Annotated in this window: 8 protein-coding genes and 1 pseudogene; 8 read left to right on the plus strand and 1 reads right to left on the minus strand. The window is 46.9% G+C overall.

Annotated features, from left to right (window positions below; translation table 11 throughout):
* The first annotated feature begins 14 nt into the window (after nt 1-14).
* The 8 genes and pseudogenes from Q9O24_00085 (at nt 15) to lysS (ending at nt 13877) form a co-directional block, all read left to right on the plus strand.
* Entirely contained in the window at nt 15-3992 is a 3978-nt protein-coding gene (locus Q9O24_00085) for a DUF2357 domain-containing protein (GenBank protein ID MDQ7073591.1), read from the plus strand.
* 192 nt (nt 3993-4184) lie between these two features.
* Nucleotides 4185-5758, plus strand: a protein-coding gene (locus Q9O24_00090) for an IS3 family transposase (protein MDQ7073592.1) whose coding sequence is annotated in 2 segments (ribosomal slippage) — nt 4185-4635 and nt 4635-5758 — 1575 coding nt in all. Because the reading frame shifts where the segments join, the coding sequence is not laid out codon by codon here.
* A gap of 166 nt (nt 5759-5924) precedes the next feature.
* Nucleotides 5925-6185: a hypothetical protein gene (locus Q9O24_00095; protein MDQ7073593.1), complete on the plus strand. Its 261-nt coding sequence runs from the start codon at nt 5925-5927 to the stop codon at nt 6183-6185.
* Nucleotides 6186-6223: 38 nt separating this feature from the next.
* Nucleotides 6224-7597 (plus strand): annotated as a pseudogene (locus Q9O24_00100) (L-serine ammonia-lyase).
* A 35-nt stretch (nt 7598-7632) separates the two neighbouring features.
* Nucleotides 7633-9360: a single-stranded-DNA-specific exonuclease RecJ gene (gene recJ, locus Q9O24_00105; GenBank protein MDQ7073594.1), complete on the plus strand. Its 1728-nt coding sequence runs from the start codon at nt 7633-7635 to the stop codon at nt 9358-9360.
* Between the two features lie 163 nt (nt 9361-9523).
* Nucleotides 9524-11176 (plus strand): EAL domain-containing protein, encoded by a 1653-nt coding sequence (locus tag Q9O24_00110; protein MDQ7073595.1) that lies wholly within the window; start codon nt 9524-9526, stop codon nt 11174-11176.
* 82 nt (nt 11177-11258) lie between these two features.
* Nucleotides 11259-12354 (plus strand): peptide chain release factor 2 gene (prfB, locus tag Q9O24_00115; protein ID MDQ7073596.1). Its coding sequence is split into 2 segments (ribosomal slippage): nt 11259-11330 and nt 11332-12354, totalling 1095 coding nucleotides; the frame shifts between segments, so codons are not numbered across the junction.
* A 32-nt stretch (nt 12355-12386) separates the two neighbouring features.
* The gene (gene lysS / locus Q9O24_00120) at nt 12387-13877 is read left to right on the plus strand and encodes a lysine--tRNA ligase (protein ID MDQ7073597.1); all 1491 of its coding nucleotides are present in this window, start codon (nt 12387-12389) and stop codon (nt 13875-13877) included.
* A 36-nt stretch (nt 13878-13913) separates the two neighbouring features.
* Here lysS and Q9O24_00125 read toward each other — a convergent pair whose 3' ends face one another.
* A complete protein-coding gene (locus tag Q9O24_00125; protein MDQ7073598.1) occupies nt 13914-15656 on the minus strand; it encodes a diguanylate cyclase in 1743 nt (580 codons plus the stop codon).
* Nucleotides 15657-15747: the final 91 nt, after the last annotated feature.

Below are 15747 nucleotides of genomic sequence, written 5' to 3' on the forward strand. Positions count from 1 at the left end.
GAATCAAACAAAAAATGACTAAATCATTATTTGATACTTTATCCAGCTTATATACGGCTATTGCAGATGAAACGGACAATAAGGCTAGTGCTTTACTACTACTTCAATTAAGAAGCTGGTTAACCAAGCTTTGTAAGTTTGATCCTCGTTCTGGTCATGAATTACCACAAGGATTAGATGAAATATTGCAAAAGTTAGCAACAGAGGATAGCCCCCATAAAAGTGCAATCCAAGACCGCCTGTATCGTATTTTGGAGCATGTTAATGATGCATTACAAACCACGCTGGATAATGTAAATCATAAAATCCTGCGTGAACATGCCATGGTTCCTATTTATGCCGCGCGAGAGGTTGATAGTGTTAGTATTCAGTGGCTCAGCAAACAAACAGGAAGAAATCTCAGAGAAAAACTGGCTGGAAAACCTTATATTAAAGCGGTTCGCAGAAGAAGTAGCTCGGATACAACGGAAAATAAACTACTAAAAGCCTTTGCGATAAAGCTTGAAGATAAACTGTATCATCAAGAGGCGTTATTTAAGGCTTTGAGCCTTGGATATAATGATAAGTTACTATTAGGATTACAACGCTGGCTAAGGCACGAAGAAGCTAAAGAAATAGGTTTGTGGAACAATATTCCTCCAAATAACACCCTCCTTCAAGATAGACGCTATCGAAAAGTATGGGAGGCATGGCTCTGGCTACAACGGCTTGATGACGATATTCAGCGTGATAGTAATCGACTGAGTGCTGATTTATTGACCGCTATCTATTGGTCGATGATTTCTGTCTTAAAACAATCGACTCGGGTAAGACTCACTCAGCAACCTGTAATCTTCGATTATGATAACTATCAGCTTTTCCCCTTTGATGATACTATTAAGGGTTATCTCTATCCTGAGAAAGATCATTCGGTTCAGTATGGCGTGATTAGAAATATTGTGGCAGGTAAGCCCTTTGGATTTATTCGTACAAAAGAAAAAAATGATTATTTCTTTCATGCTAATGATTTAATTGCAGGATTAGATCTTGAAAATTTGAAAGTAAAAACTGCCGTTAGCTTTGTTGCAGGAAAAAATAATCAAGGCGAATGTGCAAAGAAAATTAGTCTTTATAAGGAGGTTAGGCCTAAGAAATTAACAAGCAGTTTGTCGGATGATAAAATTCAAATAACAGTAGAATCAGAAAAGTCATTTGTCCTTGAAAAAATAGATGTGGAACTTTCCCTTCAGTTAAATCCAAAAGACCTCAGTCATTTCGTTTCACAAGTTTCAGATACCCTTTTAAATACGTTAAAAATTCAAAAGATCAAATCAGATATATCACAAGCTACAAAAACTGTAGCAGAAAGCACTGTGATAGACTTATGTGCAACTCGCCCAATATACACTACAGATAGTGATCCAGCGAGTGCTCAGCATTTGCCATTCCGTTTACTACTGCAACGATGGAGGCATGAATCAACGGGTTCAATTGATATAGACTGTTCAAGCTCAACAGCAATCAGACTTACTCCTACTATATTATCGACCAGTATGTATGATTTATTTTCTGACGATAAATCAGAAGACAAGCAAGTTAAGGAGTTCAGATCACAATCGGCACTATTCTTTGCAAATAAAATTCGTCAACAGATACAGACAAATAGGCTCACTTATCTAGTGCCTGATGCAATTAATGATTTTTCATTAGAAACTACTCGAAAAAGCATTAATTTTTACTACCCAAAGGCAACGCCTTTACCTAAAAGCATTGCTTCTATTTTTGAATGGCAATCATCAAGTAGCTTTCAAACATCAAAAATTAAAGAAAATGATATTGTTGTGGTCACTGATATTACAAATAATGGATATTCGTTTACACCTGTTATTTGTAAGTTTAAGGATGAACTAAAATCAAAAATCACTGATAGCCGAGGATTTTACTGGGAGCGTCATCCTTCAGTAGTGATAGACAAGAAGAATATAACTCATAGACTTGTAGAGATAATAAAGACAATCTCTAACCCAAATGAAATATTAGCACTGTTTGGCTCAGAAGGTTTGATAAATGAAGCAGGTCAACTATCTTTTTGCGATGATAAGCAAAAGTGGTTTGATATACCTGATGAACTAAAGAGCTTTCTATCTGCTAATAAAATTGAATACTCTAGTATTGCCAATGAAATCAGAGAAAGTCTTCCTGTTATTAAAAGGCTTTCAAGAAAAAGTACTTTATTTATACTTCCGCTCTCACAAGGTATAAACACCCCAAAGAGTAACGATAAATCAGTTTTTTTGTTGAAAAATAATAGGGCTATTACTACCGGTGGACTTTCTCTTAATCAATGGCAGGAACAAGCAGGAGATATTCCGCTTTGGCGTGACCATTTACCAGAATTATCAATTGAAATACCACAAGAAGGAAGAACGCAACAATTTTTCCTCGTAAAAGATACAACAGTAGCCCCAATGCGAGGCAAGCGAATAACAATACCAATAAAAGAAACCTTTACATTGCCTGCAAATAAAAGCAATTACCAGTTCCCACTAAAAATGGGCGATGGTAGACAGGCACTTCATCATTCAGCCGAACTAAGATCACCACATTTCCCCTTAGCTGTAGATACTGTTTGCACATTAAAAATGACCTATACCTATGGGGATGATGATCCGTATCAGCTAAAATTTGTTCCAGTAGATCCTAAAAAAGCAGGCTTTAACTCAATATTGGTTGATTGGCGCTCTATGGGTAGTTTGCCGCCTATTGACTTATCAAGTTTGCCTGTTCCTGATTTTCCTAAGCCTAAAACTTGGGCTTATTTTCGTATGTATCCTAAAGAAAATGGGGATGGTTATTCTGATCTTCTGGGTTGGGTGAAAAGAGATATAGAGAAAATAATAAATTATGAGATATTTTTTTGCGGTCCGGAATGTAATCGAATTTATTATGAAGAAATGGAGGGTATATGGAGTTGGAAAGAGGATAAAAATGGCAATAAAATAAGCTGGGTTTCAATTGATATTAGTGGTAAGCCTCATGAGATCTTCTTTCATGAATCTGACTTCGAAAAATATGAAGAAAATGCAAATTCAATATCTTTTGATTTGATGGAGCAGCAAGGGCGTAATGGGTTTAAGGCTATAAATATTACTTTAGGAAAAACAATTCCTAATAAAACAATTAATCAATTAAAGAAAAGCTGGCGCTTCCCTATTTTTACGATATGGAATAATGGGCATTCACTCTCTGAATCAGATGCGCCTAACGACTTCAGAAATATTATTCAAGAAGGCTCCGAATCCGCACTTTCATTAATTAACTCAGAAGGAGTGCCAAAGTCCTTAAAAGATGAGCTGTTCTTCTTTTTGAGTTGTTTTCATAAAGATGCTCCAATGCAGGTGGCTGAATCATTAATTGAGTATTCAAAGGACAAACAGAATCTAAGAAAATTTCATCGGCACATTGCTTTTGCTATCGGCTCAGGAGAGCTTGATTGGCAAAAAGTACTACTAGCGAATACGCTTAATCCTATAGACAATGAAGGGTTGACTCGTTCAATTACTTTAGAAATACTTGCAATAGCATTTTGGCGTGTAGAGTCACTTATTTTTGAACTTGATGAAGATACTATTGATGCTCTTTTAAATACCTTGTTGGGGTGTTTTAGGATAGATCTTAATAAAATTCAGGAGCAAAAAAATTCATATAAAGTAAATACTCTTTGTAGGCATCTTGAGCTTTTATTAGCTTTGTTGAGAACAAGAAAATATGAATCTGAACAGATTAAATTGCTGCTGTCTCCAGGCAGAGACATTACAAAAAAACTCATAATAGTCATTGATGATATTATCAACAATGACATTCAGTTAAAGTCACGCATAGACCTCAATATTGATAAGCCAGAGAGCTTTTATAAAACCCCCGATTTATTATATGCCTTAAAAATGTACCTTACGGGTGATGTGGCTGGCAATACAATAATCGTTAATAGCATAAGTATGGATGATAAATAAGTTTGGCTTTTAACGGATTCCTAGGTCGTGGTGTAACATGGATAAATTGACACCAATTTGGCCATCAACTTCATGCAAGAACCCAAGGTACTCGTTCTAAGCAAGCTGCTTGATGACCCCCTGTGTCAGGGTAGTTGTCCGGTGAGTTGAATCAGTAAACTTAACTCTCAGGGGGCGGAAAGTAATCCCGCAATGCCCAGATACACCGAAGGCTTCAAAGAGCAAATTGTACAGAAAATGATGCCACCGAACGCCCAGTCCATCGCCCAAATCAGTCGTGAGACCGGTGTCTGTGTCCCGACCCTGTACACTTGGAAAAACAGATACCAAAACGAAGGAAGAGCCGTGCCAGCAGACCCATCAAACCCTGAAAACTGGAGTGGCCAAGACAAACTGGCCGTTGTGATTGAGATCGCCGCTTTGAATGAGCAAGAACTGTCCGAATACTGTCGCAAGAAAGGACTCTATGCGGAACAAATTGAACTCTGGAAAGAGGCCGCGATTGCAGGCAATGAAAACCCAGAGCGTCTGAGTAAAACCGAGCGGCGTGAATTCCAACAGCTGAAGAAAAGCACCCGTAAAACAGAGAAGGATCTGAGACGCAAAGAGAAAGCTCTGGCAGAGGCAGCGGCCTTATTGATCCTCGAAAAAAGCCCATAGGCCTTCTGGGGGGCAGGAGAGGCCGAATGATTCCCTCCGAAGACCGTCAGAAGGCGATTGAATGGATTGACGAAGCCATGACCGCCGGAGCACGTCAGCATAAGGCCTGCGAGGTGCTGGAGATTGATGCCCGCACCCTGCGCCGTTGGCAGCAACAGCTCAGAGAAGAACAACGGCTAACGGATCGGCGCAAAGAAGCCGCCGCCAACCGAACGCCTGCCAATAAACTGAGAGAAGAAGAGCGCCAACAGATTGTGGAGATTTGTAATCAGCCTGAATACAAGAGCTTACCGCCTTCTCAGATCGTACCGATGCTGGCGGATCAAGGGCAGTACATCGCCTCAGAGTCAAGTTACTACCGTGTTTTAAGGTCGGTGGATCAGGTCAACCGCAGAGGACGAGCTGAAGCGTCTAAAACGAGAAGCAAACCCAAAGGCTACAAAGCAGAAAAGCCGAATGCGGTTTGGAGTTGGGACATCACCTATTTGGCTTCCGCACTGAAAGGTCACTTTTACTACCTTTACCTCATCGAAGACATTTTTAGCCGCAAAATTGTGGGCTGGGAAATCCATGAAGAGGAGAGCGCAGCCCATGCCAGTCAGCTGATCCAAAAAGCCTGTCTCAGCGAAGGCACTCATCAGGACGGGTTGGTTTTACACTCGGACAACGGCAGTCCAATGAAAGGCGCGACCATGCTGGCCACATTGCAAAAACTGGGCGTTATTCCCTCTTTCAGTCGCCCTTCGGTAAGCGATGACAACCCCTATTCAGAAAGCCTGTTCCGAACCTTGAAATACACGCCAAGCTACCCAAGAAAACCCTTTGAAAGCCTAGACGAGGCGCGCAAATGGGTTCATGGGTTTGTTCAATGGTACAACGAGGAACACCGCCACAGCTCGATTCGGTTTGTTACCCCAAGTCAGCGTCACAACGGCAAGGACAGCGCTATTTTAGAGAAGCGAAACGCGGTCTATGAGGCCGCCAAAGAGCGAAATCCGACACGGTGGTCAGGAGACACCAGAGACTGGAGTCCGGTCACTGAGGTGTGGCTCAACCCACCGAAAGAGATACGAGCTGAGGAGCAGAAATTGCCTAAAGCGGCGTGAGAAAAACCGGACAACTTTGTTGACAAACACCGATGATGAAAGAGTGTATGAAGATATTTGCAAAATTAGCGGGCCGGAAGAGATTGAATGCCCTCACTGCCAATCGAAAAAAGTGATTCGTTGAGGACGATATCATAACCAGAAAGCAGGTCGTCGATATCGGTGTTTGTCAACAACACGGAACTCGGTGCTGCTGGACAACGAAGCCTACAGCCTGTTGATCAACGGTGATCTGCACGGCTGGCGGGAGGCGCTGCCAAAGCTGGAGGCGCACCTGCAACGGGCTGAAACGCTGCTGCGTGAGGGGGTGTTTTCTGAGTTGGAACTGCTGCCACTGAACGGCCATGTGTATCGTTTGAACCGCTGGCGTTTGCGTCAGTTTTGGCGCAGGGGATCGTCTCTTGCTGCGCATTTTTTCCCGAGTTAACGACTTTAAAATGAATTTTTAACAGTGAGTAAAAAATCATGTTTATCAGTGTGCTGAATCTTTTAAAAATCGGGATTGGTCCGTCGAGTTCCCATACGATGGGGTAGATGGTGGCAGCAGAGGCGTTTATGCAGCGGGTACAGGCCTACTGTAGTGAGGAAGGCCTTTTATCAGGCTCGGTGCGGTGTTGTTTAAGAGGCTCATTGTCCGCTACCGGTAAGGGTCACGCGACGGATCGTGCGGTGGCGTTGGGGCTGAATGGGTATTTGCCAAGCGCGGTGGCCGAAGTGGATTTGGATACGCTGGTTGAGCGTATTTGGCAAAAAAACAGCCTTGATCTGCATCAGGGGGCGCTTTTATTCTCTGCCAGCCGAGATATTATTTTTGATATGGGAGAGCCTCTGCCTGAGCACCCTAACGGCTTGCTCTTTTATCTGTTGGATGACAAGGGTGAAACTCGGTTGAGTGAAACCTATTTTTCCATTGGTGGGGGGTTTATCTGCACTTTGGCTGAAATCAATCAGATTGTTGCTCCACTGGAGATGAAAGCCGTCAGCGCCTTCCCTTATGGATTTGATTGCGCTGATTTGATGTTGTCGATGTCCGTGGAGAGTGGTTTGTCGGTTGCGCAGATGAAACGTTGCAATGAAGAGAGCTTAATTGAAGCGTCGTGTTTGGATGACGGCTTGGATCTTATTTGGCAAGCAATGGTGCAGTGCATTGAACGAGGCTTGGCGACAGAAGGGGAGCTGCCAGGAGGTTTGCAGATACAGCGCCGAGCCAAGGGATTGCATGAGCAGCTGCAACGGCAGCCGAACGGAGCCGATGTGAACGATTGGTTGTGTGCGTATGCGATGGCGGTTAATGAGGAAAATGCGGCGGGGCATCGGGTGGTGACGGCGCCCACCAACGGTGCGGCGGGGGTGATTCCGGCGGTGTTGTATTATTTTGTTAAACACCAAGACGGAAGCCCACAACAGGTGCGCGACTTTTTGTTAACGGCGGCGGCTATTGGTGGGCTGATTAAGCACCTCAGCTCAATTTCTGGAGCGGAAGTGGGTTGCCAAGGCGAGGTGGGGTCGGCAGCGGCGATGGCGGCGGCGGGGTTGTGTGCGGTTCGAGGTGGCAGTACCCAACAGGTTGAACATGCCGCTGAAATTGCGCTCGAACATCATCTGGGCATGACCTGTGATCCGGTTCATGGTTTGGTGCAGGTGCCTTGCATTGAGCGCAACGGCTTTGGCGCAATCAAGGCTTACACCGCCAGTTCTCTTGCGTTGCGTGGCACGGGTGAGCACTTTATGTCGTTGGATAAATGCATTGCGGCTATGAAGCAGACGGGAGAAGAGATGTCGGTGAAGTTCAAAGAGACCTCTCTTGGGGGGCTTGCGGTGACCATTACAGAGTGTTAATAACGTGGGTCTGATTTTTCCTTAAGGCCACTGCCGTGCCCACACTTACTTTAAAACAACGCCCTCTGCCCCAGCCACTGCCGGATCTGGGGCTACCGCCGCTGTTGACGCGGATTTTGGCTGCACGCAAAATCACCTCAAACCGAGGTCTTTCTTACTCTTTGCAGGATCTGTTGCCACCAAGCGATTTGGGTGGCATGAGCGCGGCGGTGGCGTTGCTGGTGACGGCGTTGACTGAGCGTCAGCGGATTTTGATTGTCGGTGATTTTGATGCCGACGGTGCGACCAGCAGCGCCTTGGCGGTGGCGGCGCTGAGAGCGATGGGGGCGGCTTTTGTCGATTTTTTGGTGCCAAACCGGTTTGAGTTCGGTTACGGGTTGACCCCTGAAATTGTCGCCGTGGCCGCTAAAAAAAAGCCCGATCTTCTGATCACAGTGGACAACGGGGTCTCCAGTATCGAGGGCGTAGCGGCAGCGCAGGCGTTGGGGATCAAGGTCTTGGTGACGGATCATCATCTGCCAGGGGTGCAACTGCCCACAGCGGAGGCAATGGTGAACCCCAATCTGCACGGTGAGACCTTTGCGAGTAAAAACTTGGCCGGTGTTGGGGTGGCTTTTTACTTGATGATGGCTTTACGCGCTGAGTTGCGTAGCCAAAACTGGTTTGTTGAGCAGAACATTCTCGAACCCAACTTGGCCAGCTATTTGGATCTGGTGGCTTTGGGCACGGTGGCGGATCTGGTGACGCTGGATCAGAACAACCGTATTTTGGTGCAGCAGGGTTTGCAGCGCATTCGCAGCGGTGTCTGTCGTCCAGGGATTGCGGCTCTGATTGAGGTTAGCGGTCGCACGGCAGGCCGTTTTGTTAGCAGTGATTTTGCCTTTGCTCTGGGGCCGCGCATCAATGCGGCGGGTCGTATTGATGACATGTCGGTGGGGATTAATTGTCTGTTGAGTGACGATCATGAGGAGGCGCTGGCGCTGGCGCAGCAGTTGGATGGTTTGAATCGGGAACGGCGCAGCATTGAGGCAGAGATGCAGGGTGAGGCGGAGGGTGTGCTGGAGAGCTTGAAAAATTTAGGCCGCAAAGAGTTACCCTCAGGTCTCTGTCTGTTTCAGCCTCATTGGCATCAAGGTGTGATTGGCATTGTGGCGGGAAGAGTGAAAGATCAGCTGCATCGGCCGGTGATTGTGTTTGCCGCTCAAGAGGAGGGTAGTGAGGTGATTAAAGGTTCAGCGCGCTCAATTCCTGATCTGCACATTCGAGACGTGTTGGCCTCCGTGGCCAGCGCACATCCAAAGCTGATTTTGACCTTTGGCGGTCATGCAATGGCGGCGGGTTTGAGTCTGTTAGAAAAGAACTTGGCACTGTTCCGGCAAGCGTTTACTGAACAGGTGGAGATTGCGTTGGCGGGACGGATGCCAGATCGTGAAATTTTGACCGACGGTGTGTTGCAGGCTGAGGACTTTAATTTGGAACGTGCAGAGCAGTTGCGTAATCTGATGCCGTGGGGGCAGGGGTTTGAGGTGCCGCTGTTTGAGGGGCGTTTTGAGTTGCTGGAGCAGCGTCGCGTGGGAGATAAACATTGGAAAATGCAGCTGCAAGCGGAGGGTTCTTTTATTCTGGTGGACGCTATTTTATTTAACTACGAAGCAGAACTGCCTCTCAAAGAGGACATTTGGTTGGATCTGGTGTATCAATTAGATGTGAATTTTTTTCGAGGTAAAAAGTCACTGCAATTGTTGATTGAAGCCGTGGTGTAATGAATTTAGGTGGTTGAGTTTTTTATGTTGGAAAAACTAAATAAAGTGAGTGTGGCGGTCAATGTGCCGGAAGAGTCTGTGGATATGCACAATATGGCCACTTTCCCTTAGTGAAAATCCGCAGCCGGTATGGCGTATTGGTACCGATGGCTCGGTGCTGTTTATGAACAAACGCGCTGAGCAATTAGCGCGGGGGTTGCATGGAGCAAGAGGTGTTTTTGCCCATCCTGTTTGGCAGCAGACCTTACGTCAGGTGATTGAGAGTCAAAAAAATTGTGAAGCAGAGATTGATTTGCAAGGCACTTGGTTTCGTTGCATGTTTGTGGCAGTGAACCACGCTTATGTAAATATTTATGGCGCAGATGTGACCGGTCGTATTATGGCGACTTTGGCGTTGAAACAAGCCAATATGCAGTTGGAAGAGCGGGTGGAGTTGCGTACCAGTGAGTTGGCGGAGAGCAATCAAAAATTGTTGGCAGAGATTGAAGCTCATAAATGTTCTGAGGAAAAATTGCGTCAACTCTCTTATCAAGATGAGCTGACAGGGTTGGGAAACCGGCGTTATATTTCGGCTCGATTAGAGCAAGTGATTGCTCTTTCAGCACGTCAACAAGAGCATTTTGCCCTTTTTTTTCTCGATCTGGATCACTTCAAACAGATTAATGATACTTTGGGACACGATTCGGGAGACGATCTGCTCAAACAGGTGGCGACGCGCTTACAGAGTGCGGTGCGTGCCAGCGATCTGGTGGCGCGTTTGGGTGGCGATGAGTTTGCCATTATGTTGGAGGGCATTCGTAGCGAGGCGGAGGTGATTAAAATTGCCCAAGGGGTGATCTCCACCTTTCACCATGCGTTTTATCTGGCCGGTGAGTCGCATCATATTTATTGCAGTTTGGGTATCAGCTTGTTTCCCGATCACGCAAAAACGGCGGTGGAGCTGTTTAAGTGTGCGGATATTGCACTGTATAAAGCCAAAGAGGTGCGTGACAGTTACAGCATTTATAGGGATGGAGTTTCTTCGGAGCTGATTCATTTGCATCGCTTGAGTCATGACCTGCATTCGGCATTGGAAAAAAACCAGCTGAGGTTGTTGTATCAGCCAAAAATCAATTTGTTAAACGGCGAGGTGGTGGGCGCAGAAGCGTTGATTCGTTGGCATCACCCTTTGTACGGCATTGTTTCACCGTTGGAGTTTATTCCCATTGCGGAACACCACGGTTTGATGTTGCCGATTGGTGATTGGATCATCGAAGAGGGTTGCCGCACGTTGCAAGCCTGGAAAGCAGCGGGACACGATCATCTTTGCATGGCGTTGAATTTATCGCCGATTCAGTTTCGAGATAAGGCGTTACTGGAGAAGGTCTCTGCTTATTTGCTTCAATACCAAATTGAGCCGCAACAGTTGGAGTTTGAAATCACCGAATCACAAACCATGGAAAATCCGGAAGAACATATTAAGACGATTCAGAGCTTTCTGGATCTGGGTATCTCTGTGGCGATGGATGATTTTGGCACGGGCCACTCCTCTCTGAGTCGCTTAAAAGAGATGCCCATCAGTACCTTGAAAATTGATCAGAGTTTTATTAAAAATTTTCATCGCGTGCGCAGCGAGCGAGTGTTTGTGCAGGTGATCATCAATATGGCGAAGATGTTTGGTTTGACCACGGTGGCCGAAGGCGTGGAGCGTCAAGAGCATGTTGATTTTCTCAAGGAACTGGGCTGTGATATTGGTCAAGGGCATCATTTTAGCAAGCCTTTGAGCGAGACGGATTTTTTGGCATTTTTGTCTCAGCAGTCATCGTGCCTAGGTTGAATTTCTAAACGCCATTGTCCTCGGCATTTCTCTCCGCTTTTCGGTATCATAAGCCCCTTTTTTACAACGTGGCGAATCTACTGTGGAAATCAATCCGGTCAGCAATCACATCAACGATCTCTTAGAGCGCATCGTCGCTCTGAGGGGGTACCTTTGACTACGCAGGCAAACAAGAACGTTTAGAAGAAGTTCAACGCGAGCTGGAAGACCCCGCGATCTGGAACGATGCGGAAAAAGCGCAAGCTCTGGGGCGAGAGCGTTCTTTGTTGGAAGGGGTGGTGGTGATGTTGGATCGCCTTTCCAATACCTTAGAAGATACCCGAGAGCTGTTGCAGATGGCGCAAGAGGAAGAGGACGAAGAGACCCTCGAAGCGGTTGTATCTGATTTGGCTGAGGTGGAAACGTCGGTAGCTAAGCTGGAATTCCAGCGCATGTTTTCCGGCGAGATGGACGCGAACGGAGCCTTTTTGGATATTCAATCCGGCTCTGGTGGAACCGAAGCGCAAGATTGGGCGGAGATGCTGCTGCGCATGTACTTGCGTTGGGCGGAGCGCAAAGGCTTTAAAAGCGAATTGATTGAGGTCTCAGCGGGGGAGGTGGCCGGAATTAAAAGTGCCACAGTGAGGATTGAGGGCGATTATGCCTTTGGCTGGTTGCGCACTGAAATTGGGGTGCATCGACTGGTACGCAAATCGCCCTTTGATTCGGGCAGCCGTCGCCACACCTCTTTCTCTGCTGTTTTTGTTTCACCAGAGGTGGACGATGACATTGACATCGAAATTAATCCTGCCGATCTGCGCATTGATGTTTACCGCGCTTCAGGTGCGGGGGGGCAGCACGTCAACCGTACCGAGTCGGCGGTGCGCATCACGCACAAGCCGAGCAACGTTGTGGTGCAGTGTCAAAATGACCGTTCGCAACACAAAAACAAAGCCACGGCGATGAAGCAGCTAAAGGCCAAACTCTATGAGCGGGAGCTGCAACTGCGTCAAGGCGAGCAGCAAAACGTCGAAGCGGGTAAATCCGACATCGGTTGGGGCAGCCAGATTCGTTCTTATGTATTGGATCAATCGCGGATCAAAGATCTGCGTACCGGTGTGGAGACCGGCAACACCGGCGCGGTGTTGGACGGTGATCTGGATCAATTTATCGAAGCCAGCCTGAAGAGCGGCTTGTAACTTTTTTACTTTACGAGACTATAAAATTACTCATGTCAAACAACGATGAAAACCAACTGATTGCGCAACGGCGCGAAAAACTGACTGCGCTGCGTGAGCAGGGCAATGCGTTCCCGAATGATTTCCGCCGTGAGCAAATGGCAGCGGATCTGCACGCCGAATACGATGGCAAGGATAAGGCCTTTTTTGAAGAGAAGACGTTCTCGGTGCAGATCGCGGGACGCTTGATGGCCAAACGGGTGATGGGCAAAGCCAGCTTTGCACAGGTGCAAGACATGAGTGGTCGGATCCAGCTCTTTTTGCAGCGCGATGCCCTTGGTGTTGATGAGTATCAGGCCTTTAAAGCGATGGACATCGGCGACATTGTGGGTGCTGAGGGCAAATTGTTTGTCACCAAAACCGGTGAGCTGTCAGTTAAGGTGGCCAAACTGCATCTGTTGACCAAATCGCTGCGTCCGCTGCCGGAGAAATTTCACGGTTTGACGGATCAGGAGCAGTGTTATCGCCAGCGTTATCTTGATCTGATCATGAACGAAGAGACGCGTAAAACCTTTAAACTGCGTACCCAAATCGTCAGCTACATTCGTCGCTTTTTCGAGCAGCGTGACTTTATGGAGGTGGAAACACCGATGATGCAGATGATTCCAGGTGGTGCCACAGCACGGCCTTTCACTACCCATCACAACGCCTTGGATATGGAGCTTTATTTACGCATTGCCCCAGAACTGTATCTTAAGCGGCTGGTGGTGGGTGGTTTTGAAAAGGTCTTTGAGATCAATCGCAACTTCCGTAACGAAGGGCTTTCTACGCGCCACAACCCTGAATTTACCATGTTGGAGTTTTATGAGGCTTACGCTGATTATCATCACTTGATGGATTTGACGGAAAAACTGCTGCGTGGCATTGCCGAAGAGGTGATCGGCTCCACCACCATCGAGTATGGGGAAGATGTCTATGATTTTGCTAAACCCTTTACTCGTTTGACGGTGAAAGAGTCGATTTTGCATTTTAATGCGGACATTAAAGCGGCGGATTTAGAGACGCTGGAGAGTGCCTCCGAGCTGGCAAAAAGTCTGGGCATTGAAATCAAACCCACTTACGGTTTGGGCAAAGTGCAGATTGAGATTTTTGAAAAAACCGTTGAACATCGCTTGATTGATCCGACCTTTATTACTGCTTACCCAACGGAAGTCTCACCGCTGGCACGACGCAGCGACAGCGATCCTTTTGTGACCGACCGTTTTGAGTTTTTTGTTGGTGGGCGCGAAATTGCCAACGGCTTTTCAGAGCTGAACGACGCAGAAGATCAAGCAGCGCGCTTTAAAAATCAGGTGGCAGAGAAAGAGGCGGGGGATGATGAGGCGATGCACTACGATGCCGATTACATTACGGCGCTGGAGCACGGTCTGCCACCGACCGCAGGCGAAGGGATCGGCATTGATCGTTTGGTGATGATGTTTACTGGCAAACCGACGATTCGGGATGTGCTGTTGTTTCCGCACATGCGGCCTGATTTGGGTTAGTGGTCTGAGTAGAAGCGAACACAAGGTTTGTACCTACTACGCAGCTTGAATACAGATGCGATTACGGCCTTGATGTTTGGCTTGATAGAGCGCCACGTCGGCGCGTTCAATCAGGTCTTCGATGTTGCGGTCGATTTTTGGATCGTGGCAGGCAACACCAAAACTGGCGCTGATGTTTAGTTTAGGGTGCTGTTCAAAATGAATTTGTTGCAGTTGCAGTCGAATTCGTTCGGCGACAGTGCAAGCCAGTTGGCAGTCAGCGTAGGGCAGTAACAGAATAAACTCCTCTCCGCCGTAACGTGCTGCCATATCAGAAGCGCGTTTATTCTCTTCTAATACCTTTGCAACCTGCTGTAATACCGTATCGCCCATTTGATGACCGTAGAGATCGTTGACCGGTTTGAAGTGATCTAAGTCGATCATGATTAGGGTCAGTGGGTGTTCGTAACGTTGGGCATTGGCCATTAACAAGGTCAGCTGTTGCATAAAGGTGTTGCGATTAAACAGACCGGTAAGGCCGTCGTGTGAGGCGAGATCCGCCAATTCACTGTTTTTCTGTTTCAAGTTGCGATTGAGTTTTTCCGCCAGTTCTTTTTTTGCTCGCAGGGTGCTGATGCGATCTGCGAGCGCAATGGAGAGCAGCACGACTTCCAGTGCAGAGCCGATCTGCATGGCGTAGGCGTTCAGAGGCGAATAAGGTAAAACACCGAGGTACATCAGGGCAGTGACAAACACGCCGATTAAAAACGCGACCCAAGCGATGACAAAATAACGTGCCGAACGATAACCGTGCAGCAACATGTAGATGCCGCTGCTGAGCGCGGCTAAAGCCATAATAAGCCCCAAGCCGTTGGCGTATTGAATTGCCCAATAGTAGGGGGCGATAAAGGCGAGCAGCAGACCGAACAGCGCGCCAATATTGACGAAGTTGAGCAGACGGTTGAGGCGTGGGGCGAGTAGGGCGGTTTTGAGAAAGCGTTGGCTGAAAATAATGGCGCTTAAAATAACAGCGTTGATTAAAAATACCGGCGCATTTTTGATCCATTCGAGTGCATTAGGCCAGAGGTATTGTGCGCCGTAACCGTTGAGGCTGGCTTGCAGCAAAATATAGCTGCCGATGTAGAGCACATAAAAAAGGTACTCTTTGTCTCGGACAAACAGAAACAGAAAAAAGTTGAACAGCACCATCACCAGCATAATGCCGTAGTAGAGACCAAAGCCGTATTCTTCGGCTGTTTTGTGCTCGGCAAACTGCGAGGGAGTGTAGAGATGCAGTGGGATCTGCACACTGCCCGAGCTTTCGATGCGCAGAAAGAGCTGACGGGGTGTGTTGGCTTCGATGTAAAACAGAGGGTTTTTAAAGTTGAATTGCTCGCTGCGAGGCAGATTATCGCCCGCGTGCCGAGCTGTGAATTGGCCTGTTTGATTCTGTTGGTAGAGGATAACGCTGTCCAGCAGAGGGGAAGCGATCTCAATAAACCACCCACCCGCAGCCAGATTGACTTTGAGCCAGTGCCGATCTTGGTTGTAACCGAGGTTTAATGCTTGCCCTGTATTGATCTGGCTGAAGGCATGTTCTTCCAGAGAGGAAATTTCTATAATGCTAAGGTTTTCAGAGTCTTGCAGATAGGCTAGCGGGTTCTCTTGGGGGGCCGCGCAGGCGGTGAAGCTACTGGCAAGCAGCATGACGATGCTGAGGAAAAATAGCTTAGGCAAGTTCTGTTTTATGAAGATCAAGGAGATGGCTCGTTTTTTTATATGGCTGGAATCTACCGCCAAAAAATTGACTCGTCAATCGTTATCTGTTAATTAAGTCCGCTTAATCCTAAGTAGGATCAATGCTTTATAATAATATTCTTATTTATTTGAT

It is taken from the genome of Gammaproteobacteria bacterium, from assembly GCA_030949385.1.
Classification (GTDB): Bacteria; Pseudomonadota; Gammaproteobacteria; order JAUZRS01; family JAUZRS01; genus JAUZRS01.